This is a genomic window from Paraburkholderia sediminicola (assembly GCF_046026855.1).
In the GTDB taxonomy this organism is placed as follows: Bacteria; Pseudomonadota; Gammaproteobacteria; order Burkholderiales; family Burkholderiaceae; genus Paraburkholderia; species Paraburkholderia sediminicola_A.
On sequence record NZ_JAQQET010000017.1, the window covers coordinates 20658 to 46031 of the forward strand.

A 25374-nucleotide genomic window follows, 5' to 3' on the forward strand; every position below is an offset into this window, starting at 1 on the left:
TGCCTGATCTGACCTCGTCCGTCTGGCCAGGTTCTGCCCTGGGAGCGCGTTTGTTATGCTGTCGCTTCAATGTCTGTCGCGGCCCGGGCGTTCCGCTCGCGTCGCATGCTTTTCCAGGATCCATGCTCCAACTCTTCTACTCGAACCGCTACGAAACCCTTGTCGGCGCGCTGCTCGACGACCTGGCGCAGGCGCCGTCCGATCCTTGGGCCGCGCAGCCCGTGATCGTCCCGAGCGCGGCGGTGAGGCGCCGGCTCGAGCTCGACATCGCGGCGCGCCAGGGCATCTGCGCGAATGTCAATTTTGGTTATCTCGCGCAGTGGCTGTGGGCGCAAATCGGCGGCGTGATCGAAGTACCGAAGCATTCGCCGTTCGCGCCGGACCGGCTTGTCTGGCGGTGCTACCGGCTGCTGGGAGAGGCAGATGAAGCGGTGCCCTGGAACGCTTCGCCGCGTCTGCGTACGTATCTCGACGCGGCGGATGCGTCGATGCGCTACGAACTGGCGCGCCGCGTGGCCACCGTGCTCGACCACTATCTGACCTATCGCCCGGAATGGCTGCTGCAATGGCAGAAGGGCGGGTCGATTTTCGCGAGCGGCGCCGCGGACGACAACGGTCCGCGTCTCGTCGGCGCGAGCGAAGCGGCGCGCGAGGACGAGCGTTGGCAAGCCGCGCTGTGGCGCGCCGTGCTTGCCGAAGTGGCGGGCGACGCGCAAACGCCTGCGGCGGCGTTGCCGCCTGCGTATCGCTTTCTTGAAGAAATCGGCACACTCGATCTCGAAGCCATCTCGAACGCGCAGTGGCCCGAAGCGGTCAGCGTGTTCGCGCTGCCGACCATGCCGCCGCTGCACGTCGCTTTGCTGCGCGCGCTGTCACGCTGGGTCGATGTGCGTCTGTATGTGATGAACCCGTGCCGCGAGTTCTGGTTCGACGTTGTCAGCGCGGGCCGCGTCGAAGCGCTCGATGTCGCCGGTCAGCTCGACTATCAGGAAGTGGGCCATCCGCTGCTGGCCGAGTGGGGCCGTCAGACCCAGGCGCAACTGCACATGCTGCACGAGCTGACCGAGAGCGCCGCATCCGGCGAAACGGGCGACTTCACCGAGAATCCGGAACCGAGCTGGCTCGCCGCCGTGCAGAACGGCATTCTCGATCTGCGGGCGGAAACGGACACGGACGAACTGCCGATCGAAAACGGCATTGAGGTACATGTGTGTCACAGCCTGTCGCGGCAGCTCGAAGTGCTGCATGACCGCCTGCTCGGCTGGTTCGATGAGTTCGACGATCTGCAGCCGTCCGACGTGCTGGTGGCCGTGTCCGACCTCGCGGCTGCCGGACCACTGATCGACGCGGTGTTCGGCACCGCGCCCCCTGGCGACACTCGCCGCATTCCGTATCGGATCACCGGTTTGCCGCCCTCGCAGGCCAATCCGGTCGCGCGATTGCTGCTGGACTGGCTGGCGTTGCCTGAGCGCAGCGTGGGCGCGCCTGATCTGATCGAATGGCTGCGGGTCGATGCGATTGCCGCGCGTTACGGGATCGATTCAAGCGCCCTCGAAGCCGCGCAGGAATGGCTCGCGGCCGCCGGCGCACGTCGGGGGCTTGTGCCGGGCGAGCCGACGGGCGAACACGTACCTGTCGCGCGCCATACGTTCGCCGATGCGCTGACCCGTCTGTACCTCGGCTACGCGATGCCGGACGGAGGCGAGCCGGTCGATGCCTGGTTGCCCGTTGAGGGCGCCGATGGCTCGGACGCCGAGTTGCTCGGCCGCCTGTCGCGTTTCGTCGACGATATCGATACCTTCGCAGAACGCTGCGCGGTCGAGCAGACACCTGCTGAATGGGCGCAACTGCTGCTCGAGACGCTCGCGCAGTGTTTCGACGGCGGGGTTGAGTTTGCCGACTCGCTGGCGGCGGTGCGCGACGCCATCGACAAGATGGGCGACGCGATGCAGGCGGGCGCGCAAGACGTCGTATTGCCGGCCGCCGTGGTGCGCGGCGCACTCACCGAGGCGCTTGACGACCCGGCACGCGGCGGCGTGCCTTGGGGTAGCGTGACGTTTTCGTCGCTGACCAGTTTGCGCGGTTTGCCGTATCGCATTGTCTGCCTGCTCGGTATGGACGACGGCGTGTTGCCGAGTCTCGCCCGCGCCGACGAATTCGACCTGATGGCCGCGTTCGGTAAAGCAGGTGACCGGCAGCGTCGCGATGACGAACGCAATCTGTTCCTCGATCTGCTGCTGGCTGCGCGCGACCGGTTGTTTATCGCCTATACGGGCCGCAGCATTCGCGACAACGCGCCGTTGCCGCCCGCCGCGCTGGTCGACGAATTGCTCGATCACCTCGCGCAAGTGTCGGCGGGGGAAGGGGCGAGTCCTGCGGAAATCGAAGCCGCACGGCATGCCTTCATCATCGATCATCCGCTGCAGGCGTTCGCGTCGGACTATTTCTCGTCGCAGCGGGGCCTCTTCACGTATGACAGGGATCGTGCGGAACTGGCCAGTTTGCTGGCCGCGCCGCAGCATCCGGCCGCTGCGCCATTCTTCGATCAACCGTTGCCCGCGGAAGATACGGCCTCGGTTGCCTTCGACGAATTCGTGCGCTTCTGGCGTCATCCGGCGCGTGCGTTGTTGCGTGACCGCCTGGGTATCGTGTTGTCGGATGCGCAGGGCGAATTGCTCGACACTGAGCCGTTCGAACTCGATTGGGCGGGTCGCGATGCCTTGGCGGAGCGGCTCCTGCCGGTACTGCTGAATAGCGATACCGAAGACGACGACAGCATGTTCGAACGCGTGCGCCGTGTTGCAGCGGCCAGTCCCGAGTTGCCGGGTGGGGCGACCGGTACGGTATGGCGCTCGCGGGAACTCGGGGCGCTCCGCCAGCTCGCCGACAGCGTGCGCCGCGAAGTTGCGTCGGGGGTCGAGCGTTTGCCGTTCGTGCTCGATATCGTGCCGCGCTGGCCCGATCATGCCGACATCGCCGATGCGCTCTTCGGCCCGCATGACGCGGCGCTCCGCAAAGCGGCCGAAACACCGCTGCAACTGCACGGCACCTTGAATTTGCTGACCGAAACAGGGCAGGTGATTTTCCGCTACGCCAAGCCTACTGCGCGCGACTATCTGTCGGCGTGGCTCGCGCATCTGGTTTATTGCGCGGCGCAGCCGAATGGCCCGCGCCGCACGGTTTGGCATGGCAGCGGCGAGAGCTTTGAGCTCACGCCGGTCGCCGCGCCGCTCGATGAACTGGCGCCGCTTGCCGCGTTGTTCAGAGCAGGGCGCATGCTGCCGCTGCGCTTTTTCCCGAAGAGCGCGTGGGTGAAGGTCAGCGAGAGCGATTCTGCTGCGCTGGGCGTGTGGATCAATGACCGTGTGCGCGGCGAGTCGGACGACCCCGCCTTGCGTATCGCGCTGCGCGGCACGCCGCTGACGCTCGATGAACCGTTCGGCAGTCTTGCCTCGATCGTTTTCAAACCGCTCGTGCAGCATCTTCGGAGCGCATCATGAGCGGCGCCGTTCACCATGTCGCGCTGGTCGCGGAAGAACTCGACGTCTTCGCGTGTTCGCTCGACGGCGTCAATCAGATCGAGGCATCGGCGGGAACTGGCAAGACCTGGAACATCTGCGCGTTATACGTGCGACTGCTGCTCGAAAAGAACCTGAACGCCGATCAGATTCTTGTCGTGACCTTTACAAAAGCGGCGACCGCGGAGTTACACGAGCGGATTCGCGGGCGGCTTGCGGAACTGGATCGGGCTATCGATACTGACGACGACGGCGGCGATCCGTTCATCCAGCGTCTCTTTGAAACGACGCTGGCGCCGGAGCGAGGCATCGGTCGCGAGACAGCGTTGAAGGTCGTGCGCCGTGCACTGCGTACGTTCGACCAGGCCGCGATTCATACCATCCACGCGTTCTGTCAGCGTGCGTTGCAGGAAGCGCCGTTCGCCGCGGCCATGCCGTTCGCATTCGAAATGGAAGCTGACGACGCAGCCCTGCGTTTCGATATGGCAGCCGATTTCTGGCGCGAGCAAGTGGAACCGATGGCTTATGCGTATCCTGCTTTCGCAGCATGGCTGGTGGCCAAACGTGCCGGTCCCGCGTCGCTCGATGAGCAACTCGCGCGGCGGTTGAAAAAGCCGTTGGCGCAGTTGCGCTGGGGCAAGGTCGATGCAAGTGGAAACCATGCCGATCCGCAGGCGGGTTTCGACGCTGCCCGCGCAGTCTGGCAGGCGGAGCGCGACGGGATCGTGAGGCTGCTTGGCGAAGCGCAAGACCGTCTGAGCAAGACCTCGCACAAGCCAGACCTTGTGAGCGCCGCGATCGCCGCGTGGACCGACTATTTCGCCCAGGACGACTGCCATGCGCCGCCGCCGAAGGCGGCCTTGAAGTTGACGGCGTCGGCGTTGAAAAAAGCCACCAAGGTCAAGTTCGAGCCGCCCGGGCATCCGTTCTTCGAGCACGCAGAAGCACTGGCTGCAGCCGTGATCGCGGCCGAAGCCGCGCAACGCGTGCGCTGGCTCTCGCTCATAGAAACCTGGCTCGACTATGCCCCCGCCGAACTGGTGGCGCGCAAACGCACCCGCCGCGTGGTGTCGTTCGACGATCTGCTCTCCAATCTGTATCGCGCGCTCGCGGCCAACCCCTGGCTTGCCGATGCTTTGCGCGCACGTTATCCGGCCGCGCTGATCGACGAGTTTCAGGATACCGATCCGTTGCAGTTCGCGATCTTCAGCCGCATCTTCGCGCCGGCCGGTCCGCTGTTTCTGGTCGGCGATCCGAAGCAGGCAATCTACAGTTTCCGCGCGGCGGATCTGCATACTTATCTGGCGGCGCGCGCGGCAGCGTCGGCGTGCTACACGCTCGCGGTCAATCAGCGGTCGACCGCGCCGATTGTCGAGGCCTGCAACCGGCTGTTCGAAGCCAATCCACAGGCGTTCGTGCTCGACGGTCTCGACTATCAGCCGGTGCGGGCCGGCGAGCGTCGTCGTCCGCCATTTTCCGAACCCGATGCGAACGCGGGCGATTTCCGTATCTGGACCTTGCCGCAAGGCGACGCCGCGTTGACCAAACGCGATGCGCAGCGCGCGGCGAGTGAAGCCTGCGCCGCCGAGATCGTGCGGCTGCTGCGCGATGCGCGCGAGGGGGCGGTGACGATTGGCGACGTACCGCTCGCCCCGGGCAATATCGCGGTGCTGGTGCAAACGCATAAGCAGGGCAGTCTGATTAAGCGCGTGCTGGCGTCGTGGGGCGTCGGCAGTGTGGAACTGGCGCAGGCCTCGGTGTTCGCAACGCTCGACGCCGAGCAGATCGAACGCGTGCTGGCCGCGGTCGATACACCGGGCGATCTGCGCCGTTTGCGCGCCGCGCTCGCCACCGATTGGCTCGGCCTCGACGCCGCAGCGTTGTGGCGCCTCGAGCAGGTCGCCGACGCGCCGGCCCCGGCCGACGATCCCGCGCATGCTGCCGATGCGATGGGTTGGGTCGAACGCTTTTCACGCTATCGCACGCTTTGGCACGAGCGCGGCTTCGCCTTGATGTGGCGTACGCTGATGCGCGAGCTGCGTGTCGCACAGCGGCTGGTGGCCGGACCGGACGGCGAGCGTCGGCTGACGAACGTGAATCACCTGGCCGAACTCGTGCAGGCACGTGCCGCCACGCAACCCGGCATCGCACCGACGTTGCGCTGGCTCGCCGCACAACGCACGCAAGGTGGCGGCGAAGACGCGCAATTGCGGCTCGAGTCGGATCGTAACCTCGTGCAGATCGTCACCGTCCACAAATCGAAAGGGCTGGAATACGCAGTCGTGTTCTGTCCGTTTCTGAACGACGGTGCGCTGCGCGAGCCGCCATCCTCCGGCTTGCCCGATGCGCGCGAGTATCACGACGAAACGGGCGATGCGGTGCTGCACTACGGTTGCGATGACGAAGAAGCCGAACGCGCATCACGTTACGCGGTGCGCGAACAGGCGGCGGAGCGGGCGCGGCTCGTCTATGTGGCGCTGACGCGCGCGGTGTACCGCTGCTATCTGGTCGCCGGTACGTATCTTTCGTCGCGCTCGACCAAGGAGTCGCGGCGCAGCGTGCTGAACTGGCTGGTGGGCGGCAACGGTCACAGCTTCGACGACTGGCTCACCGATCCACCCGACGAAGCGGCCTTGTCCGAGCGATGGCAGGCGCTGGCGGGCGGCCCGGTCACGTTGCAGGGGTTGCCGAAGGTGGAGCGCCGCATGCCGTTGGAAAGCCTCCAGGACAGCGGCACGCAGATGCTGGCGCGCGCCAATCGGCGGCCGTTGCGCGATCAGTGGCGCATGGCGAGTTTCAGTGGCTTGATCGCCGCCGGCAGCAAAGCCGAGGAAGCGCATGCGCCGGTGGAAGACGTGCGTCCCGATCACGACGAGATCGCCGATGCGATCGCGCCAACGCCGTTACCGATGCCGCAAGCACCGTCTTACGCTGAGGACGACATTCTCGCGTTTCCACGCGGCGCGGCGGCGGGCGAGTGTCTGCATCGTATGTTCGAGCTCGCGGATTTCACCGATCCGCAGACGTGGCCGGATGCCATCCGGGGCGCGTTGCGCGAGCGTCCGGCGCCGGCAGTGCCCGAACTCGCGGCACGTTTGCCCGCCATGATGCATAAGCTGATCGCGGACGTGGTGAGCACCGAGCTCGTGCCCGGCATGGCGCTCGCCGGGCTGAATCCGCAGCACCGTTTGAATGAACTCGAATTTCTGTTTGCCGCGCCTTCGCTCGATTTTCCAGCGTTGCGCGAGCTGCTGATCGAACACGGCTATCCCGACGTTGCGCTGGAACCCGGCGTGTTGCGCGGTTTCGTCAAAGGATTTATCGACATGATCGTCGAGCACGACGGACGCTTCTGGATTGTCGACTGGAAGTCGAACCATCTGGGCGACACCGCTGCCGACTATGCTGGGGCGCCGCTCGAAGCGGCCATGGCGAGTCACGCGTATCACCTGCAGGCGCTGCTCTATACGGTGGCGCTGCATCGCTATCTGAAAACGCGCGTGCGCGATTATGCGTACGACACGCACATCGGCGGCTATCTCTATCTGTTCGTGCGCGGTGTGCGTCCGCAGTGGCGTGATGCCGCCGGGGCGGCAGGCGTGCACATGCGGCGGCCCGCATTTGAACTGGTGGCGCTGCTCGACGCGGCGATGATCGGAGGTGTCGCATGAGCACATTCGAGCGGAACGCTTCCGCACCGCCGGAGCTCGATGACATCGGAGTGAATTTACCGGCGCCGGCCGATTTCAGCACGGCGCTTGCCGAAGGGTTCGCGCGCCGCATCGGTACACTGGCGCGGCGCGGCGGCGCGTCAGGCGAGGCGGTGAAGTGGGCGGCGCGGGCAGCCTTTGCCGCGAGCCGTGCGACGGCCGAAGGGCACGTGTGTCTGCCGCTTGTCGTGCTGGCGCAACGTTTCGATGCGTCGAGCGCGGAAGTGCGCGCGGCGCTGTTTGCAAGCGGCATGGCTAGCGACGGCTCGCAAAGCGCGGCGGCTTTGCGGCCGCTGGTGATCGACGGGCAGGGGCGGCTGTATCTGGCGCGCTACTACGACTACGAGCGGCGTCTCGCGCGCTCGCTGATTGCGCATGCGGGTGGGGGGCGGTCGGCGGATGCGCGCACGCATAGTCATGATGCTGTCGCGGCTAGCGCTGGTACTAGCACTAGTACAGGTGCCGACGCCGACGCCCAAGCGCTGCACGAGCGTCTGCTGTGCTACTTCGGCCCACCGCAGGACGACGATATCGACTGGCAACGGGCCGCGGCAGTCATGGCGCTGTCCGGACGCCTGACCATCGTCAGCGGCGGCCCGGGTACCGGCAAAACGACGACGGTAGTCGGAGTGCTCGCCTGTTTGCTGGATGGGCGAGCCGATCTGCGGATTGCATTGGCAGCGCCCACCGGCAAAGCCGCGCAACGGATGCAGGAAGCCTTGCTTGCGCGTGCCGGCGATTTGCCGCCCGAACTCGCTGCGCGCTTGCCGCAGACGTCGTACACCTTGCACCGGCTGCTGGGGTCCGGGCCGGGCGGGCGCTTCCGGCATCATCGCGACAACCCGCTGCCTTATGACGTCGTCGTGATCGACGAGGCGTCGATGATCGATGTTGCGATGGCGGCGCATCTGCTCGATGCCATCGCGCCGCAGACACGTCTCGTGATGCTGGGTGACAAGGACCAACTCGCCGCCGTCGAGGCCGGTGCGGTGTTCGCCGAGCTCAGCGCGCGGCCTGCTTTTACGCAAAACGGACTGGAGCGGATCGCTGCGGCGCTTGGCATTGAAGCGGCACGGTTGTCGCAAGCATTGCCTGGCGCATCGAGCGGCTTCGGAGACGGGGCCGACGATTTTTTTGCACATGCAGGCGCGCCGGACGATGTCGATGCGCTGCCTGACGACCTGTTCGTCGATGGTGAAACGCGCGGCGGCTTCGGTGAACTTCCCGGCGACGATCTCTTCGCGACTAGCCCGGAGCACGCTGCCGGCGCGCCGTTGTCGTCAACGTCTCCGCGGTCGGCATCGGCATTGCCATCAGTATCGCCTTCGCCGGCTCAAAACCCGCTTGCCGATTGCGTCGTCTGGCTCGAGCGCAACTATCGATTCGGCCTCGAATCGCCGATCGGCCGCCTGTCGCTCGCGATTCGCAACGGCGCGGCCGGCGCGGCGCTCGAAGTCCTGCGCATCGACCCTGCCGAACCCTGCGCAGCGGCGCTGTACGAAGACACGCATGCGACGCTCGCCGATCGCACGATCGCGCGTCTTGCCGCAGGTTTTGCAGCGTACGCGGATGCGCTTGCTGTAGCGCTAGCCGCCGATACACCAGATCCATTGCCGCTCTTCGACGCGCTGAATGGTTTTCGAATCCTGTGCGCGACGCGCTCAGGACCACGCGGCGTCGATCAGGTGAATGCCGCAATGGCCGCACAGGTGCGGCGCTCGGCGGGCGTGACACTGGCTGTAGGCGCACAGTGGTTTGCGGGTCGTCCGGTAATGGTCACGCGCAACGATTACGCGCTCGGGCTGTTCAATGGCGACATCGGCATTGCGTTGCCAGGTGGGGGCGGCGCGTTGCGCGTGTATTTCCGTACGGGTGACGGCGGTCTGCGTGCCGTATCGCCTGCGGCGCTGCCGCCGCACGATACGGCATTCGCGCTCACGGTTCATAAGTCGCAAGGCTCGGAGTTCCAGCATGCGGTGTTGATGCTGCCGTCGGTGTTCAGCCGTGTGTTGTCGCGCGAACTCGTGTACACGGCAATTACCCGTGCGCGTGAGCGGGTGGAAGTGATCGGCGCGCGCGCCGTGCTGACGCAGGCTATCGCGACGCCGACGCAGCGTGACTCGGGCTTGGCTGCGCGAATTGCGGAGGCGTGGCGCGTCGCCTAGCGGGCTGGCGTGGGCAACGCGCGTATTCGTTCGCGGACCCGGCAAGGAGTTCGGGCGATTCACGCAGTCCGGGTGGCGCAAGCAGGCGAGGCAACTCAGGTAACTTGAGCAACTGAGCAACTGAGTAGCCGAGTAGCCGAGTAGCCGAGTAGCCGAGCGGCCGAGCGGCCGAGCGGCCGAGCAGCCGAGTAGGCAGGCAGCCAAACCCCTCAGCTCGCGATCCCACCCGGTTGCACGCGCGTCTCGACCCGGCTACGCATAGTCTTGCGGTACCAGAGCGTCCACAGCGCCAAAGCGCTGTAAATGCCATAGCCGATGAACGGCGAGATCACCAGAAAGCGCTCGATCGGCCAGGTGAGCGCCATCCATGCGCGCAGCGCCGTTTCACCGGTCAGGCCGATGCCCCATACCAGTGTCATGAGCCGCATTGCACTGACGAGAGCAGGCCTCTCGCGCCACAACGCTTCGAAGCGCGCGGCGCCGCCTTCCATTTCACGGGCGACGGTGGCGCGCGCGAGATAGAAGATCAGCGGGCGGCGCATCGGCAAGGACAGCAGAAACACCACGCCCACCGCGCCGGACACCAGCGACTCTCGCAGCAGCAACATGCGGGGACTGCCGCCCAACGCCATCGCCGCGACCGACAGCACGATGCCGGCCACGACCATCACGCTGAGTGCGTCGACGCGCCGAAAGCGTATCAGTTCGATCAGGCTCCAGACGATTGGCGGCACGGCGGAGGCGATCAGCGCGCCTGTTTCGCCCAGATGCGGCAGCGCGAGGCGGTAAGCAAGCCATGGCAGCAGAAAGTTGATGGCCAGTTCCAGCACAAAACCCGGACGGAGTTTCATATTAATTTACGCTGTAAGCGAAAACGGCAGTATCGGTGAACCGGCTGTGTCGTTGCAAATGGTTTTTCGCATCGGCAGCCGCGCCCGATAGTCCGCAATCGACTACGCCCTGTGTACACTTGCGTCTCCTAGCCCAATCCAGTCATGACATCCCGCTATCCGATCCCGCCGAACGAAATCGAATTGACCGCAGTGCGCGCGCAAGGAGCGGGCGGTCAGAACGTCAATAAGGTCTCGAGTGCCATTCATCTGCGTTTCGACGTGCACGCTTCGTCGTTGCCGGAAGTGCTGAAGATGCGCCTGCTCGCGTTGTCCGATCATCGGCTCACGCGCGACGGGGTAGTGATCATCAAGGCGCAGGAGCATCGCACTCAGGAGATGAACCGCGCGGCGGCGCTGGCGCGGCTCGATGAACTGATCGAAAGCGTCAGCGTGACGCGCCAGCCGCGCGTCGCGACCCGGCCGACGCGTGCCTCGAATCGGCGCCGCCTCGACGGCAAGGCCAAGCGCAGTGAGATCAAATCCGGCCGCGGACGGGTCGAGGATTGACGGGTGGAGGGATTAAGGCGGAGCCGAGGCGCTAGACCCCGGAAGCGCCATAAAGATGCCTCCAGAGGTGCGTCAGATGCGCCCTGACAGTCTCTCGCCGCAGTACGCAGAGAGCAGGCCAGGACCCGCTCAGGCTCAGCGTTTGCCCCCGCGTCCGCCAGAACGGGTAGCGGCTGGTGACGTCGTCGGCACAAAGTCGACGCAAAGCACATGCGTGCCGTCACGGTCGAATGCGATTGCCGCGGTATAGCAGTCCTGGCCGTCCGCGAGCGAATAGTGCGGCCCCATCATGGCGACACGCCCCGGTGCGGCGAGCGCATGCTTGAAATACGCGCGCCGCGACCAGTTGCTGCGCGTATCGGTATAGAGCGGGGCGAGCCGCAGCGGCGGTGGGGGCACCGAGGCTGCCGCGATCGACGCTTGCGTCTGCTCGCCTTGACCGTCAGTGACAAACACACGGCGCGCTTCGGGCAGATGCCACATCTTTTGTGCCGCCTGCCGTAGATCGCCGGTGGTTTTGAAGGTTTCGGCGGCGGCGAGCACGGCTTCAGCGAATCCTTCGAAGCCGAGCCGCTGGTGGCCGGCGCGGGCACGTTCATAAGCGGCAAACTTGGTCCACATCGACTCGATCAGCGCCGGCACCCTGGCGCACGCAGCCTCTACCGAACTCTTCGGCTGGCCGAGCCAGAAACCCTGTACGAAATCGACGTCGGCCTGCATCAGAATCATCAATTCTTCGTCGGTTTCGACGCCTTCGGCCAGCACCAGCGTACCGGACTGATGGAGCATTGCGATCAGGTGGCTGATCATCGAATCGTCGCCGTCACGCTTTCCCGCCCGCGCGACCAGGGAGCGGTCGAGTTTCACGATGTCGGGGCGAAAGCGCCACACACGGTCGAAGTTCGAAAAACCGGTGCCGAAGTCGTCGATCGCAATCAGGAAGTCGCGTGGCTGCGACGCCGCGAGCATGCTGGCAACGGCGGATTCATCGTCGGCGGGTTGTTCGAGTACTTCGATGACGATGCGCTCCTGCGGCAGGCCGAAGTGCGCTGAGAGCTCGTCGATGAAGGTGCGCTGTGGCCAGCCGGTTTCGAACACCTGCGGGCGCGTATTCAGAAACAGCCACCCTGTGCTGATGCCCTGTTCCATGAAATTTGCCACATGCAGGCAGCGCGCGATGCGGTCGAGTTCGCGCGCGTCGGCGGCCGAGCGTGTGCCGGAGAACAGCACTTCCGGCGATACCGGCAAGCCGACTGGATCGACCGCACGCAACAGGCCTTCATAACCGACCACACACTGATGCGTGACGGACAGCACCGGCTGGAACACACTGTGCAGGGTCAGCGCGCGCCATGTCGCGGTCCAGCCGGACTCGTCCCGGACCAGATGCGGGAGCAGGCCGCTCAGGGTCAATTCGCTGACGGATGGCATAAGGGCAGGCATGAGAGCGGGCATAGTGACATCGCGGCAAGCGGGTGACGGGGCGCGCGAACAGATTCAGCGCGCAACGGATGCACAGCCCAGGCGCCGGCAGGGCCTGGCGGCCACAGCCCGGGAACGCGTAGAGCAATGCCAGCCATGCGGGACTCCGGCGGGATTAATCAAAACCAGTCTAGCAGTTCGAACTTCGCATGAATGTGCGGGTTATCACAAACGAGGAACATGGCGGACGCCCGGCAAACCAGCCGTGACGTGGCAGCCGACCCCGGCGTAGCAGGCGTCTCGCGGGAGTTGCGCGCTCGTTTGCATGGCGCGAAGTCAATCGTTTCAAACGCAATCAATCGCGTGTATGAAGCCGAGGGTAGCAGGGTCGTGAGTGGTCGCCCGCCAAACTCCAGGCAAGGACGGTGCTCAGACGTTTCGCGCACGCATGAGGCTATGCGCCAGGGTAATCCGCCCTGCGCGCGTGAGCGCCTGCAGGTTTGGTGGCCGGCGGGTATGCTGCTGCTTTTCGTGAAAAAACGGAGGGCAGGCATGGCGGAAATCGCGGTGGTCGCAATCTCGGTGGCAAAGCCGGGCTATGAAGAGCAACTGCGCGAAGCGCTCGAAGGCATCGTCGGGCCGACGCGTAAAGAACAGGGTGCGCTTCAATACGATCTGCATCGTGACGTGCAGGAGCCGCGCCGGTTCGTGTTTGTCGAGCGCTGGGAAAGCCAGGAAGCACTGGCGGCGCATGCCAGATCCGCGCACATTGCGGCTTATAAGAAAGCGGTGGCGGATTGGGTCGAACACGCGGAAATTCGCGTCGTGTCGAAGATCGCATAAGCGCTTGAAAGGCGAAGTTTAAGCGCTGAACAATGGCGAGTGAGCTGCCAGGCCGGATTCGGCCCGTGCGGCGCTCGCCGTTTAATTTTTAGTGCGTGGCTTGCGGAACGTCGAGGATCAGGATGATGGTCCAGTCGGCATCGCCATCGTGGTGATATTGGCGTTCCGCGACGATGAACGGTTGCTGCTTGCCGTCCGGGCCAAGAAACAGCACGTCGCCTTCCATCGGCAGGCATTCGACGGGCGGCAGCGCGAGGAACGCTTCCTGACCGCCGCGCGGCATCAGTTTTTCGATTTTGCGAGATGCTGCTTCAGTCCATTCGATATCTAGCTGAATGTTGCTCATGCTGTCCTCCGCACCAAGGTGCGCGCAGGTTAGGGGGCCGGCTGGGCGCCGGTCGGTGCGCGACTTTAGCATAACGCCAGCCGGGCGCAGCGGGCCTGCAGCAAGTCCATTAGACAATAAAAAAGCCGAAACCGGCGGTGCCGGCTTCGGCTTTTCACCTTCGCGGCGAGGCCGCGGGTGATGCTGTCAACTGCGCTTACGAACTGGCGGCGTCGGCCTTGGCGGCCTTCTTATGATGGTGATGCGGAGCCATCTTGTGATGTTTCTCCGACATGGCCGGCGCGCTTTCCATTGCTTGCTGGCGGTTTTGCAAATCTTGCGCGCGCTGCTCGACGTCGGCGGCCTTGGCCGGATCGGTGCTCATCATGACGCCGTTGTCCTGCGCATAGGCCGCGCCCGTTACGGCACTGAGGGAAACCAGGATCGCCAGGGACACTTTCTTCATTGTTACCTCCGCAGAGTGGTTGTGGATCCGAGTACATGCCTGTCCAATCGGAAAGACAATGCATTCTAGCCAGCAATATCCGCTCCAGCGGACGTTTTGTAACGGTAGTGACAATTAGTTACATCTCGTTACGTTCGACTCACTGTTGCTGTCGACAACGATCTCGCATCAAGCTCGGCAGAGTGATGCCGATATAAAGAAAATATTCGCATCTCTAAATAAATTTCCTTGTCACCGGGCTTGAAATTCAGAACCATCCGATTGCACGATAGACATGAAATTGTGCGATTCCAATTAGCTCGTGCAGCGCAGTCTCCGCATTCACCAGATTGTCATAGCGTGGCAGTACGCCGAGAGAGGCGTGCAGCGCACTCGAGATCAACGGTTGCGGCGCAAGGCCGAAACGATGGAAGTCGAGCAATGCGCGCGGCATCTGATATGCGGAGGTAATGAGTATCAGGGAGTCGTAACGTGACCGATCGAGCATAGCCGACACGTTGCGCGCGTTTTCGTAAGTCGTGCGGCTGCTGTTTTCCAGCACGATGTCCGCACGCGGTACCTGTTTGCGCAACAGGTAGGGTAGATAGGTATCCGCTTCGGTTGCGCTATGCCGCTGTGGGTTGCCACCGCTCACGATCACCTGACACGTGGCTGCCGTACGCTTACAGGCCGCGTAATTTTCCGCGCTGACCGCTATGCGCGCGAGCACGTCACGCGGCGGCACGAGTACGTTGTCGTCGTCGTAGATGGTGCCGCCGCCGAGCATAATGATCGCGGTGCGTGAGGCGAAGCTGACAGGCGTGTCGGTCTGCCGATGCGGCTGCGCAAATTCCAGTAAGGGCGCAGTGAGCCAGCCGGCGGCGAGCAGCCAGAACAGTGCGATCGTGCCGATGGTCAGAGGCCGGCGGCCGCGTTTCCATAGCACGATTGCTGCAAAAAAAAGCGCTAATAAAGTGAATAGAATCAATTTAAATGCGGTAACGTATGACTTTCGGGACAAATCTATGGGCTTGCTATCGCGCCGCAGCGGTTGCATCGTTGGCCCTTAGAGAGAACGCTAACATGCCGTTCAGACGGGGGTTCCGAAAACGAGATCAGGCAGCACCTGGCGGAATTCGACATGCATCACATGCAGCGAGCTTCCAGCCAAGGGCGGGTGCTATGCGCGTCACTGGTGGCGCGGTGACGTGTTGGGCATAGATGTGTCATAGCTACTTTAAGAAAGAAGTGAGATGACCACGTATTCCAACGAAGCGGTACTTGAAGCGCTGCGGCGGGCGCAATATCGCCAGGTTCCATGGGCCAGACGGCCGGGTGTATTCCAATATCTTCGTGCGCTCGGCCTGATGGACACCGTTCGGCAGCGCACGGTCGCACCGGCTCCCGGTTTTCACGCGCCTGTCGATATCGCCGTGCTCACCGAGCGAGGCAGGGCCGAGTTTGCACGGCTCGAGCACGACGAGCGCCTGTTGAGCTGGACCGCACAGCGAATGAACGACTACGTCGTCGCGACACCCGAAACGCGGCCCGCAGCCGCTCTCGAAGCCCGATCTTAGGGGGCGGTGAGCTGCTTGGCGCTGTTTTTTCCGGCCGCTTTGCGCGGCTGGTGGTGGCTTTATCGCTCCGCTTGTTGCTCTGCGAGTTGCTCCACTTTATTGCCTCGCTTACGCGCCTGGGTATAGTGCGCGCCGCCCCATCCCATTGACGCAAAAAAAAGCCCGTATCGCGAGGATACGGGCATACCGGAATTACTACTGCCACGCTGTGCTGATGGCGTTAAATCAGACTGGCGTGCCGTCGGGTGGTTCCCTCCGATCGTCAATTCGCCATGCAACGCATTGCCTCGCATAGTTACCCGCCAACGCGGATAACAACGGCGAACAATGACGACGATCCCAATACACACAATTCGACACGCGCTCAACCAGTTAGTGGCACGTTGATGTGCGCCTAGCGGCGGCGTGAAGTGTCTTCGCGCGGCGGTTCCGGGCGCGGGCGTACATTGCTTGCGATATCGCCGCGCAAGTCGCCACGAGGCGCGGGCGGCGTGAAGTCGCGGTTGCGTGTTCCGCTTTGCTGCCACGCTTCAACGCTGGCCGTGTGGTCTGGCCGCCAGTTCCAACCTTGTGGGCGCTGCTGTGCGAGCGCCGGTGCGGCCATTGATGAAACGACAATGCCGCACAGAAGCAGTGACATTGGTTTCATGCTGAGCTCCCGTCAAGCCGATCGACTCAAGGCCTGTTTGCATACACATAAGGTATGCCGAGTAGCGAAAGCACGCTGTAAGCAATGGTAAATGGATGTTTCACACGCAACCATCGATCCGCTTCAGATGTCTGGAGCGGATCGGTGACGAAGCCGGCAAAGCGGGGAGGGACGACTACGCTGGGCGCGCCGGGGAGCGGTGCCCATTGCAGGTCGGGCGGGCGTCGATACACGGCGCACGGCGGCCCAGATACACGCCGGGCGCCCGCAAGGCGCCCGGAGGCAAAACAATTCGCGTCAGGCCATCTTGACCGGCGCGCGCCACGATTCCGGATTGGTCCAGAATGCGCCACGCAAACGGTCACGGCTCGGCGGTGCCGGCGGTTTCGCCGCCGTTGCGCCAATCCGGCCGCGCAGCGAAATTTCACGACCGCTCGTACCGAGTCGCTTAACTATTTCGGCGAGCGTACCATCGGCTTGCCATTCGTCGAAGCGACGGCGGCAAGTCGGCGGCGACGGATAGCGGCCCGGAAGTTTGGACCAGCCTTCGCCCGTCGACAGCACCCAAAGCACGGCGTTGACAACCGCGCGTGCTTCCACGCGTGGCCGACCGCGCCGTTCGCTCCGTGCTGGCTCCGCACAGAACAACGCCTCGACCAGCGCCCACTCGTTGTCTCTCAAATCGTCGAACAGCATCATGTTTCACCTCAGCGAAGCTAACTCCGGTGCGCTGCCCCGCGCCGCGCACTCTCCATGCACTCGATAGGCGAGTGCCAAGGGGGGTCGGGCTTGCCACGGTCTGCTATTCAGTCAGAAGTCATGGCGCCGACCCTGTGTGCATGTAAATGCAGGAAGTGTGCCAAGTTGAGTCCGACTACCTGAAAGCCCTGTGACAGCGGGCCAGCGCGGGCGCTAGCTAGGGGCGTATAAGAATCCAAAAAACCCATCTCGCAAATCGGGACAATCACCAATCTTGTGCAATCAGGCCCGGCCAGCGTGCGTTTGCGCCTTATTGCTGCATTGCAGCGATCGCATTAAATGCGATTGTGGTGCGATATTTGGCCATACAATGCGCATCAAATGGGGTTATTGATGAGGTCGGTAAATGAATGTGACGCTGCGCCAGCTAAGGGTTTTCATTGAGGTCGCCCGTTTGCAGAGTTTCAGCCGGGCCGGAGATGAGATCGGCCTGACGCAATCGGCGGTCAGCCGCTGCGTACGCGAACTGGAGGGGGAAATCGGTCTGAAGTTGATTGACCGCACCACGCGTGAGGTGCAGCTCACGGATGTCGGCGGCAACCTCGTGTCGAGCGTGTCACGCCTGCTAACGGATCTGGACGACGCGTTGCGTGAGATCCGTGAAATTGGCGAGCAGCGCCGCGGACGCGTGGTAGTGGCCGCAAGCCCGACCGTCGCCTGCCGGTTGATGCCCGGCGTGGTGGCGTCGTGCGGACGCCAGTTCCCCTACATCACCTTGGGGCTGCGCGACGACGTGCAAAGCGACGTGGTGCGCAAGGTGAAGTCGGGCGAAGTCGATTTCGGCGTGATCATCGGCCCATTTTCCGCCGACGACCTGGTCAGCGAATCGCTGATGACGGACTCGTTTTGCCTCGTTTCTCGCGACGACCATCCTCTGGCGTTGAAGAGGCAGATCGCATGGGCCGACCTCGAGGGTCAGCCGCTTGTCATGCTCGATTACGCGTCAGGTAGCCGGCCGATTATCGACGCCGTGATGCAGGAGCACGGGGTGAGCGCCACCGTAGTACAGGAGTTGGGGCATTCCGCGACCGTTTTTGGGCTGGTCGAGGCGGGTGTCGGCGTGAGCGTGCTGCCGTGGCTGGCGTTGCCGCTGCCAGCGGGCGCTTCGCTGGTGGCGCGGCCGCTCGTGCCGCGCGCCGAGCGCACGGTCGAACTGGTGCGGCGGCGCGACCGTTCGCTGTCGCCGGCGGCGGAGGCGGTATGGAGCCTGATTCGTCAATTGCCGGCGCGCGCGGAGGATTTGAGCTGATGACCCAGGCGCGCCGCGTCACCGGGTGATTTCGACGCGCCAAAAACAGGTGCCGCGCTAAACTGTCGCCTCTCCCAGGCGTCAGCCTTGCCCCATTACCCGTCCATCACCCGTATGGAAGCCTCGATGAGCGAATCGGATCGGCCTGTGCCCTTCATCCCCAACGCACGCGATGCCGTGCGCGCCTTGCGTCCTTCGCAGATCCGTGAAGTTGCGAATGCCGGTTTCGGCGTCGCCGACGTGCTGCCGTTCTGGTTCGGCGAGTCCGACCGGGTGACCCCTGCCTTTATTCGCGATGCCGCCAGCGCCGCCCTGGCCGCCGGCGCCACCTTCTATACGCATAACCTGGGCATTGCGCCGCTGCGGGCGGCGCTCGCGGGCTACGTCGGCGAGTTGCACGGGGCGACGTCTCCCGATCACATCGCGGTGACGAGCGCCGGTGTCAACGCGTTGATGCTGGCTGCGCAACTGGTCGTGGGTGCGGGTGACCGTGTTGTCGCGGTAACGCCGCTATGGCCGAATCTGGTCGAGATTCCCAAGATTCTGGGCGCGCAGGTGGAAACGGTCGCGCTGGGCTACGGCGAACGCGGGTGGCAGCTCGATCTCGAGCAGTTGCTGGCTGCGCTGACGCCTGACACGAAGATGCTGCTGATCAATTCGCCGAACAATCCAACCGGCTGGGTGATGAGCCGCGACGAGCAGCGCGCCGTGCTGGCGCATTGCCGTCACCACGGCATCTGGATCGTTGCCGACGAAGTCTACGAGCGTCTTTATTATGCGGACGCCAATGCCGGCGCGCGCGGCGCTCATTCGCGCACGGCGCCGTCGTTTCTCGATCTGGCCACGCGCGACGAGCGCGTGATCTGCGTGAATTCTTTTTCCAAGGCGTGGCTGATGACCGGCTGGCGGCTCGGCTGGATCGTCGCGCCGGCCTCGCTGATGGACGATCTGGGCAAGCTGGTCGAATACAACACGTCGTGCGCACCGGATTTCGTCCAGCAGGCGGGCATCGCGGCCGTCCAGCAGGGCGAGCGCTTTACGCAGGAGCTGGTGCTCGACCTTAAGGCGTCACGCGATCATCTGGTGCATGCGCTGTCCACCGTGCCGGGTGTTGACGTGAAGGCGCCGCCCGGGGCGATGTACCTGTTTTTCTCCATGCCGGGCGCGTCGCGCAGTCTTGAACTGTGCAAGGCAATGGTGCGGGAGGTCGGCTTGGGCGTCGCGCCCGGCAGCGCGTTCGGACCGCAAGGCGAGGGCTTCGTGCGTTGGTGTTATGCCTGCGACACGGCGCGGCTCGACGCGGGTGTGGAGCGTCTGAAGCGATTTCTGGCGCTACACGGCGCACATTGAGCCGTGGCGGAGCAGACAGGTGTTCTGGCCGTTTAAGGACCCATTTCAGCCCGATTCTCGTGCTTTTCGGCCCACTTTTCTGCGAAAGCACGCGAGCAAAGGCCAAACTAAAAAATGCGCCGGGGATTTCGTCTTTACGCACTGGTTGTTTTTGCGTAATATGGCGCTCAGTCACGCGATTCCTTTCAGGAATATCGCTGCTCCGTCCGGCTGGGTTTGGCTCGATTGCCTGTTTCGCCTCCCCCCGGTGCGTGCTCCCATCAATATGACCGATCAGAATCGGGCGAGCGCGTCTTCAGTTCCACATCGTCTGTTTGATCCGGTTCTTTGACCACAGGGTCTGACCTAGCTGCATGAATACCCAAGAGGCGAAGATCGTCCTCGAGACTGCCTTGATCTGCGCGCAGGAGCCGTTAAAGCTCGGCGATTTACGCAAGCTCTTTGCCGACGGCGTGTCGGCAGACACTGTTCGGAATTTGCTCGAAGACCTCAAGCAGGATTGGTCTGGGCGCGGTGTGGAGCTGGTCGGGCTGGCGTCGGGCTGGCGATTTCAAAGCAAGCCCGCGATGCGTTCGTACCTGGATCGTTTGCATCCTGAGAAGCCGCCGAAATATTCGCGCGCGGTGCTCGAGACGCTCGCGATCATTGCGTACAGGCAGCCGGTCACGCGTGGCGATATCGAAGAGATTCGCGGCGTTACGGTGAATACGCAGGTCGTCAAGCAACTCGAGGATCGCGGCTGGATCGAGGTGATCGGCCATCGTGATGTGCCAGGCCGTCCGGCGCTTTACGCGACCACGCGGCAATTTCTCGACGACCTCGGTTTGAAGGCGCTCGACGAATTGCCGCCGCTCGCCGATCCGTCGGCGCAGCTGAACGCGGATCTGCTCGGTCAGCATGCGATCGAATTTTCCGAGATCGAGACCGCACAGGCATTGGTTTCAGGCGAAGAAGGCCCGCTCGAAGAGTCGGTGGACTCCGCCGCAGGCGAGGCCGCAGGAACGGAAATCGCTGGCGAACACGCAGAAGAGCATCAAGCGCCGGCCGATCAGGCGCAGCACGCGGAGTCGGCCGAGGCAAACCGGGCCGCCGAAGCAGGCGAGGCAGCTGAATCTGCCGAGCCAACGCAGGGTGCGACGGATGTCGCGACGGCACCCGGGCCGCATCAGGATGCCGCCGCAGCGCCGGCCGGGCAAGAACATGCCGAAGCGGCAAAAGTTGAAACGCAGGTTGAACCGCAGGCCGGCGGCGCCGGGCCCGCACTGAATCATGATCCGGCCTCCCAGGCCGATCCTGCAACACCCGCGCACGACTCGGGCGTGCTCCGCGATACGGAGCATGCCGCCGAGCCGAACCCGACCACCGCGGCGCACGGCGATCCTGAGGATCGTCGCGATGCGGCGCAGGACGATGGCATTCTGACCGACGACGAACCCGAGTCGCGCAGCGCCTGACGTAACCGAACTTTTTTTGCCGCGCCCGCAATGGGCGCGCGCGACCTGACATTTTGAGGTTGTTTTGACACATACCCACGACACCGATTCGTCCGAATCCGAGCGCGCCGTGCCGTCGGCACGCGCCGACGAAGCGCGCACCACGCAAGCGTCGGCAGGCGAAAGCGAGCGCCCGGCACAGACCACGGAAGCAGACGGCGAAGACCGTCCGCGCCGTGGTCTGCGTCGCGGACCGCGTAGCCTGATCGCGCGGCGCCGCGCCGGAGCGAAGACGAAGGGCGCCGAAGGCGCGCCCGCGCAAGGAGCGCCGGTCGTCACAGAAGCGCCGCCGGACGGCGAGGTCGTAGCGCAGGTGCGCATGCCGCGCAAAGATGCCGGCGCCAAGGGTCAAGGCCCGCGCCGCAATGCGGGCGGTGCGAAGCGCGAAGGTGGTCAGCGTGAAGGCGCCCCCCGCGAAGGGCAGCGCGAGGGCGGCCCGCGCGAGCGTCAGCCGCGCGAAGGTGGTCAGCGCCAGAATCGCCGTGGCGGTGAAGCACCGGTTGTAGCTGTAACCGAAGCGAGCCCGGACGACCTGTTCTCGTACGTCACCTCGCCCGCATTCGATGCGGACAACAGCGCCACTGGCGGCGTGCGCGCCCCCATGCTGCGTCGTGGCAAGCCGGTCGCGCCCAAGCGTGTCCTGGCTGCGGACGACGACGCGCCGAAGCTGCATAAAGTGCTGGCCGAAGCCGGCATGGGTTCGCGCCGCGACATGGAAGAGCTGATCATTGCCGGCCGGGTGTCGGTGAATGGTGAGCCGGCTCACATCGGCCAACGCATCATGCCGACCGACCAGGTCCGCATCAACGGCAAGCCGGTCAAGCGCAAGCTGGCCAACAAGCCGCCGCGCGTGCTGCTGTATCACAAACCGACCGGCGAAATCGTCAGCCACGCCGATCCGGAAGGCCGCCCGTCGGTGTTCGACAATCTGCCGCCCATGAAGACCGCCAAGTGGCTCGCGGTCGGCCGCCTCGACTTCAACACGGAAGGTCTGCTGATGCTGACCACTTCGGGCGATCTGGCCAACCGTTTCATGCATCCGCGTTACAGCGTCGAACGTGAATATGCGGTGCGCGTGGTCGGCGAACTGGCTGAAGGCATGCGTCAGAAGTTGCTGCACGGCGTCGAGCTGGAAGACGGCCCGGCGAATTTCCTGCGCATCCGCGATGGCGGCGGCGAGGGCACCAATCATTGGTATCACGTCGCGCTCGCCGAAGGGCGTAATCGTGAAGTGCGCCGCATGTTCGAGGCCGCCGGCCTGATGGTCAGCCGTTTGATCCGCACGCGTCATGGCCCGATCTCGCTGCCGAAGGGTCTGAAGCGTGGCCGTTGGGAAGAGCTCGAAGACAATCAGGTACGCGCGCTGATGGCGTCTGTCGGCCTGAAGGCTCCGTCGGAAGAACATGGCAGCCGCAACTCGGCACCGGAGCGCAAGCAGCCGGATCCGATGCAAACGTCGATGGGCTTCATTAACCGTGAACCGGTGTTGATGTCGCATGGCCGCTTCGATCAGCAGCAGCCGCGCGGTCAAGGCCGCCGCGGCACAGCGGGTGGCAGCTTCGGTGGTGGTGCAGGTGGCGCGGGTGGTGGTTTCGGCGGCGGTGGCGGCTACGGTAGCCGCGGCGCTGGACGCAGTGCCGGTGGCTTTAGCGGCCCGATGAGCGGCGGTGGCGGTAGCACGGGTGGCCCGCGTGGCGGCCGTGGTGACGTCGATGGCAATCGGGCGCCGTCGGGCAATGGCAATCGTGCGGCTGGCGGCGGTAAGCGCACTGGCGCCCCGGGCGGCAACCCGGGCGGTGGCGGCGGTAGCCGTGGGCCGGGCAGCAATCGTGGTGGTAACGCCAACCGCGCCGGTGGCGGCAACGCCAACGCGGGCGGCGCCAATCGTAGTGGCGGCGCGCCGCGCGGCCGCTCACGTGGCCGTTAAGCAACAATCAGCATAAGCATGACGGTGGGCCGCTAATCGTTCTTCAACGATTTACGCCTCATTACCGTCAGAATCGATCGACGAGCGCTGCAGGTTTCATCGCGAGTTTCATGTAACGCATAAAACCGCGGCGTGCGCATAAGTAGGGGCAGATTTTCCTGGCCCCGCTTGTCCGGCGCGGGGCCGAGGCGGCGCAAGCCGCCTTGCAAAAGGCCCGGAGCGTCGCTATATCGTTGAAAGATTCCCATGAAATCAAGCTGAAATGCGCTTCGCGCGGCGTTCTGCGGTTTGCGTTTGTCCCGAAAAATGGCTACAATCGCGAAGTCGCTGGGCGTGCGGCTTTTCATGTGCGGCTCAGGTGCGACCACCGGTAATAAGATGATGGGCGTTTAGCCCATTTTTTTTTGCCGCTCAGTTCCAGGTGGTTCGGCATCTCGGGTAGCACGAACGTGCGCCAGCTTGGCGCGCGGCCCGCATTGGTGTTTGCAGACAAACCCGGCAGGTCTCGCCGCGCGAACATCTTAGAGGGCACTGTGCAACTGACGGAACTGATTGAAACCACGGTCGTGGGACTCGGCTACGAGCTCGTCGATCTCGAGCGCACCGGGCGCGGCATGTTGTGCATTTATATCGACCAGCCGGCCGGCATTGCGATCGAAGATTGCGAGAAAGTCACGCGTCAGCTCCAGCACGTTCTGACGGTCGAAAATATCGAATACGAGCGGCTTGAAGTATCGTCGCCGGGGCTCGACCGCCCGCTGAAAAAACTGGCGGATTTTGAACGCTTCGCAGGCAGCGAAGTGGTAATCACATTGAAAAAGCCATTGGACGGACGGAAATCGTACCGGGGCATCCTGCATGCTCCGCAAGGCGAGACGATCGGCCTGGAATTTGAAGGGAAGGAAGGCGCCGCGATGCTCGATTTCACCGTCGCGGATATCGATAAGGCACGCCTCGTTCCGAAAGTTGACTTTAGGAGCCGCAAACAATGAGTCGCGAAGTGTTGATGCTGGTGGATGCGCTGGCACGCGAGAAGAACGTCGATAAAGACGTGGTATTTGCCGCGCTCGAGGCGGCCCTCGCTTCGGCCTCCAAGAAACTCTTCGAAGAAGACGCGGATATTCGCGTCCAGATCGACCGTGAAAGCGGCGAGCACGAAACGTTTCGCCGCTGGAAAGTGGTGCCGGACGAAGCCGGCCTGCAAGAGCCGGATCAGGAAATCCTGCTGTTCGAAGCGCGTGAACAGAAGCCGGAAATCCAGCTCGACGAGTTCATCGAAGAGCCGGTGCCGTCGATCGAATTCGGCCGTATCGGCGCGCAGGCTGCCAAGCAGGTGATCCTGCAGAAGGTGCGCGACGCGGAACGCGAGCAGATCCTGAACGATTTCCTCGAGCGCGGCGAGCACATCATGACCGGCTCGGTGAAGCGCCTTGATAAGGGTAACTTCATCGTCGAAACCGGCCGTGTCGAAGCGCTGCTGCGCCGCGACCAGCTGATTCCGAAGGAAAACCTGCGCGTGGGCGACCGCGTGCGCGCCTACATCGCCAAGGTCGATCGCACCGCACGCGGTCCGCAGATCGAGTTGTCGCGTACGGCGCCCGAATTCCTGATGAAGCTGTTCGAAATGGAAGTGCCGGAAATCGAGCAGGGCCTGCTGGAAATCAAGGCGGCTGCCCGCGATCCGGGCGTGCGCGCCAAGATCGGCGTGGTCGCTTACGACAAGCGCATCGATCCGATCGGCACGTGCGTCGGTATCCGCGGTTCGCGCGTACAGGCCGTGCGCAATGAGCTCGGTGGCGAAAACGTCGACATCGTGCTATGGTCGGAAGATCCCGCACAGTTTGTGATCGGCGCGCTCGCGCCGGCAGCCGTCCAGTCGATCGTCGTCGATGAAGAAAAGCATTCGATGGACGTCGTCGTAGACGAAAACGAACTGGCGGTCGCGATCGGCCGCAGCGGCCAGAACGTGCGTCTTGCCAGCGAACTCACCGGCTGGCAGATCAACATCATGACGCCGGACGAATCTGCGCAAAAGCAGAATCAGGAACGCGGTGTACTGCGCGACCTGTTCATGGCGCGTCTCGATGTCGACGAAGAAGTTGCCGACATCCTGATCGACGAAGGCTTTACGAGCCTCGAAGAGATCGCTTATGTGCCGCTCAACGAGATGCTCGAAATCGAAGCATTCGACGAAGACACCGTTCACGAACTGCGTAATCGCTCGCGCGATGCGTTGCTGACACTGGCGATCGCGAATGAAGAAAAGGTCGAGAATGTTGCACTCGACCTGAAGAGCCTGGACGGCATGGATGCCGACCTGCTCGCCAAGCTTGCCGAACATCAGATCCAGACGCGCGACGAACTCGCCGAGCTGGCTGTGGATGAACTGGTCGAGATGACCGGAATGGAAGAGGATGCCGCTAAGGCGTTGATCATGAAAGCACGTGAACATTGGTTCCAGTGAGAAATGACCATGGCGCACTAAATTGACCGCGGCCGTTAGGCCGCATGACAAGATGCTAACCGCAAGGAATCGGTCCTT

General features: G+C 63.7%; 19 protein-coding genes and 1 pseudogene. 12 read left to right on the forward strand and 8 right to left on the reverse strand.

The features are described from left to right. Window positions 1-122: 122 nt before the first annotated feature. Genes recC through PQR40_RS19780 form a run of 3 tightly spaced genes read left to right on the forward strand, consistent with a single transcriptional unit; the run spans window position 123 to window position 9393 of the window. A complete protein-coding gene (recC, locus tag PQR40_RS19770; RefSeq protein WP_408509702.1) occupies window positions 123-3500 on the forward strand; it encodes an exodeoxyribonuclease V subunit gamma in 3378 nt (1125 codons plus the stop codon). After that, complete coding sequence (gene recB / locus PQR40_RS19775; protein WP_408509703.1) at window positions 3497-7189, forward strand: exodeoxyribonuclease V subunit beta; 3693 nt, start codon at window positions 3497-3499, stop codon at window positions 7187-7189. Before recC ends, recB begins: the two co-directional genes overlap by 4 nt. Beyond that, the gene (locus tag PQR40_RS19780; RefSeq protein WP_408509704.1) at window positions 7186-9393 is read left to right on the forward strand and encodes an AAA family ATPase; all 2208 of its coding nucleotides are present in this window, start codon (window positions 7186-7188) and stop codon (window positions 9391-9393) included. Before recB ends, PQR40_RS19780 begins: the two co-directional genes overlap by 4 nt. 209 nt (window positions 9394-9602) lie before the next feature. On the opposite strand, the gene PQR40_RS19785 is transcribed toward PQR40_RS19780, so the two are convergent. Then, window positions 9603-10244: a VC0807 family protein gene (locus tag PQR40_RS19785; protein WP_408232771.1), complete on the reverse strand. Its 642-nt coding sequence runs from the start codon at window positions 10242-10244 to the stop codon at window positions 9603-9605. Between the two features lie 144 nt (window positions 10245-10388). Here PQR40_RS19785 and arfB point away from each other — a divergent pair, with 144 nt between their 5' ends. Beyond that, window positions 10389-10793, forward strand: a complete 405-nt coding sequence (gene arfB / locus PQR40_RS19790) for an alternative ribosome rescue aminoacyl-tRNA hydrolase ArfB (RefSeq protein ID WP_408509705.1) — start codon at window positions 10389-10391, stop codon at window positions 10791-10793. 135 nt (window positions 10794-10928) lie between these two features. On the opposite strand, the gene PQR40_RS19795 is transcribed toward arfB, so the two are convergent. Next, window positions 10929-12224 carry a sensor domain-containing phosphodiesterase gene (locus tag PQR40_RS19795; RefSeq protein ID WP_408232765.1) on the reverse strand — a complete coding sequence of 432 codons (1296 nt, stop codon included), beginning with the start codon at window positions 12222-12224 and terminating at the stop codon, window positions 10929-10931. Between the two features lie 543 nt (window positions 12225-12767). Between PQR40_RS19795 and PQR40_RS19800 the strand changes: the two genes are divergently transcribed. After that, the gene (locus PQR40_RS19800) at window positions 12768-13058 is read left to right on the forward strand and encodes a putative quinol monooxygenase (protein WP_408509706.1); all 291 of its coding nucleotides are present in this window, start codon (window positions 12768-12770) and stop codon (window positions 13056-13058) included. A gap of 88 nt (window positions 13059-13146) precedes the next feature. Here the strand turns inward: PQR40_RS19800 and PQR40_RS19805 are convergent, their stop codons facing one another. The 3 genes from PQR40_RS19805 to PQR40_RS19815 form a co-directional block, all read right to left on the reverse strand. After that, window positions 13147-13404 (reverse strand): hypothetical protein, encoded by a 258-nt coding sequence (locus PQR40_RS19805; RefSeq protein ID WP_007182306.1) that lies wholly within the window; start codon window positions 13402-13404, stop codon window positions 13147-13149. A gap of 196 nt (window positions 13405-13600) precedes the next feature. Then, window positions 13601-13849, reverse strand: coding sequence for a hypothetical protein (locus PQR40_RS19810; RefSeq protein WP_408232759.1), 249 nt, complete (start codon window positions 13847-13849; stop codon window positions 13601-13603). 247 nt (window positions 13850-14096) lie between these two features. Next, window positions 14097-14816: a YdcF family protein gene (locus PQR40_RS19815; RefSeq protein ID WP_408232756.1), complete on the reverse strand. Its 720-nt coding sequence runs from the start codon at window positions 14814-14816 to the stop codon at window positions 14097-14099. A 265-nt stretch (window positions 14817-15081) separates the two neighbouring features. On the opposite strand from PQR40_RS19815, the gene PQR40_RS19820 reads away from it, so the two are divergent. Then, window positions 15082-15405, forward strand: coding sequence for a hypothetical protein (locus PQR40_RS19820; RefSeq protein ID WP_408232753.1), 324 nt, complete (start codon window positions 15082-15084; stop codon window positions 15403-15405). Between the two features lie 394 nt (window positions 15406-15799). On the opposite strand, the gene PQR40_RS19825 is transcribed toward PQR40_RS19820, so the two are convergent. Further along, a complete protein-coding gene (locus PQR40_RS19825; RefSeq protein ID WP_408232750.1) occupies window positions 15800-16054 on the reverse strand; it encodes a hypothetical protein in 255 nt (84 codons plus the stop codon). Between the two features lie 300 nt (window positions 16055-16354). Then, window positions 16355-16750: pseudogene (locus PQR40_RS19830) on the reverse strand (transposase); the annotation flags it as partial. A gap of 409 nt (window positions 16751-17159) precedes the next feature. Here PQR40_RS19830 and PQR40_RS19835 point away from each other — a divergent pair. From PQR40_RS19835 to rluB, 4 genes are all read left to right on the forward strand, one after another. Then, the gene (locus tag PQR40_RS19835; protein ID WP_408232747.1) at window positions 17160-18062 is read left to right on the forward strand and encodes a LysR family transcriptional regulator; all 903 of its coding nucleotides are present in this window, start codon (window positions 17160-17162) and stop codon (window positions 18060-18062) included. 126 nt (window positions 18063-18188) lie between these two features. Further along, the gene (locus PQR40_RS19840) at window positions 18189-19412 is read left to right on the forward strand and encodes a pyridoxal phosphate-dependent aminotransferase (RefSeq protein ID WP_408389284.1); all 1224 of its coding nucleotides are present in this window, start codon (window positions 18189-18191) and stop codon (window positions 19410-19412) included. A gap of 353 nt (window positions 19413-19765) precedes the next feature. Further along, window positions 19766-20866: an SMC-Scp complex subunit ScpB gene (gene scpB / locus PQR40_RS19845; protein WP_408389286.1), complete on the forward strand. Its 1101-nt coding sequence runs from the start codon at window positions 19766-19768 to the stop codon at window positions 20864-20866. Between the two features lie 64 nt (window positions 20867-20930). Further along, window positions 20931-22832, forward strand: a complete 1902-nt coding sequence (gene rluB / locus PQR40_RS19850) for a 23S rRNA pseudouridine(2605) synthase RluB (RefSeq protein WP_408509707.1) — start codon at window positions 20931-20933, stop codon at window positions 22830-22832. 32 nt (window positions 22833-22864) lie between these two features. On the opposite strand, the gene PQR40_RS19855 is transcribed toward rluB, so the two are convergent. After that, window positions 22865-23179, reverse strand: coding sequence for a hypothetical protein (locus PQR40_RS19855; protein WP_408509708.1), 315 nt, complete (start codon window positions 23177-23179; stop codon window positions 22865-22867). Between the two features lie 186 nt (window positions 23180-23365). Here PQR40_RS19855 and rimP point away from each other — a divergent pair, with 186 nt between their 5' ends. Both rimP and nusA read left to right on the forward strand, forming a co-directional pair. Beyond that, entirely contained in the window at window positions 23366-23824 is a 459-nt protein-coding gene (rimP, locus tag PQR40_RS19860) for a ribosome maturation factor RimP (RefSeq protein WP_120296367.1), read from the forward strand. After that, on the forward strand, window positions 23821-25296 hold the full coding sequence (nusA, locus tag PQR40_RS19865) for a transcription termination factor NusA (RefSeq protein WP_168793450.1): 1476 nt from the start codon (window positions 23821-23823) through the stop codon (window positions 25294-25296). Before rimP ends, nusA begins: the two co-directional genes overlap by 4 nt. Window positions 25297-25374: the final 78 nt, after the last annotated feature.

Coding starts and splice junctions, on each gene's coding strand:
- PQR40_RS19825 (WP_408232750.1), bottom strand. CDS start 16,054: ATGAAACCAATGTCACTGCTTCTGTGCGGCATTGTCGTTTCATCAATG.
- PQR40_RS19795 (WP_408232765.1), bottom strand. CDS start 12,224: ATGCCATCCGTCAGCGAATTGACCCTGAGCGGCCTGCTCCCGCATCTG.
- PQR40_RS19805 (WP_007182306.1), bottom strand. CDS start 13,404: ATGAGCAACATTCAGCTAGATATCGAATGGACTGAAGCAGCATCTCGC.
- PQR40_RS19820 (WP_408232753.1), top strand. CDS start 15,082: ATGACCACGTATTCCAACGAAGCGGTACTTGAAGCGCTGCGGCGGGCG.
- PQR40_RS19840 (WP_408389284.1), top strand. CDS start 18,189: ATGAGCGAATCGGATCGGCCTGTGCCCTTCATCCCCAACGCACGCGAT.
- PQR40_RS19855 (WP_408509708.1), bottom strand. CDS start 23,179: ATGAAAAGCCGCACGCCCAGCGACTTCGCGATTGTAGCCATTTTTCGG.
- scpB (WP_408389286.1), top strand. CDS start 19,766: ATGAATACCCAAGAGGCGAAGATCGTCCTCGAGACTGCCTTGATCTGC.
- PQR40_RS19835 (WP_408232747.1), top strand. CDS start 17,160: ATGAATGTGACGCTGCGCCAGCTAAGGGTTTTCATTGAGGTCGCCCGT.
- nusA (WP_168793450.1), top strand. CDS start 23,821: ATGAGTCGCGAAGTGTTGATGCTGGTGGATGCGCTGGCACGCGAGAAG.
- PQR40_RS19785 (WP_408232771.1), bottom strand. CDS start 10,244: ATGAAACTCCGTCCGGGTTTTGTGCTGGAACTGGCCATCAACTTTCTG.
- arfB (WP_408509705.1), top strand. CDS start 10,389: ATGACATCCCGCTATCCGATCCCGCCGAACGAAATCGAATTGACCGCA.
- recC (WP_408509702.1), top strand. CDS start 123: ATGCTCCAACTCTTCTACTCGAACCGCTACGAAACCCTTGTCGGCGCG.
- recB (WP_408509703.1), top strand. CDS start 3,497: ATGAGCGGCGCCGTTCACCATGTCGCGCTGGTCGCGGAAGAACTCGAC.
- PQR40_RS19800 (WP_408509706.1), top strand. CDS start 12,768: ATGGCGGAAATCGCGGTGGTCGCAATCTCGGTGGCAAAGCCGGGCTAT.
- PQR40_RS19780 (WP_408509704.1), top strand. CDS start 7,186: ATGAGCACATTCGAGCGGAACGCTTCCGCACCGCCGGAGCTCGATGAC.
- PQR40_RS19810 (WP_408232759.1), bottom strand. CDS start 13,849: ATGAAGAAAGTGTCCCTGGCGATCCTGGTTTCCCTCAGTGCCGTAACG.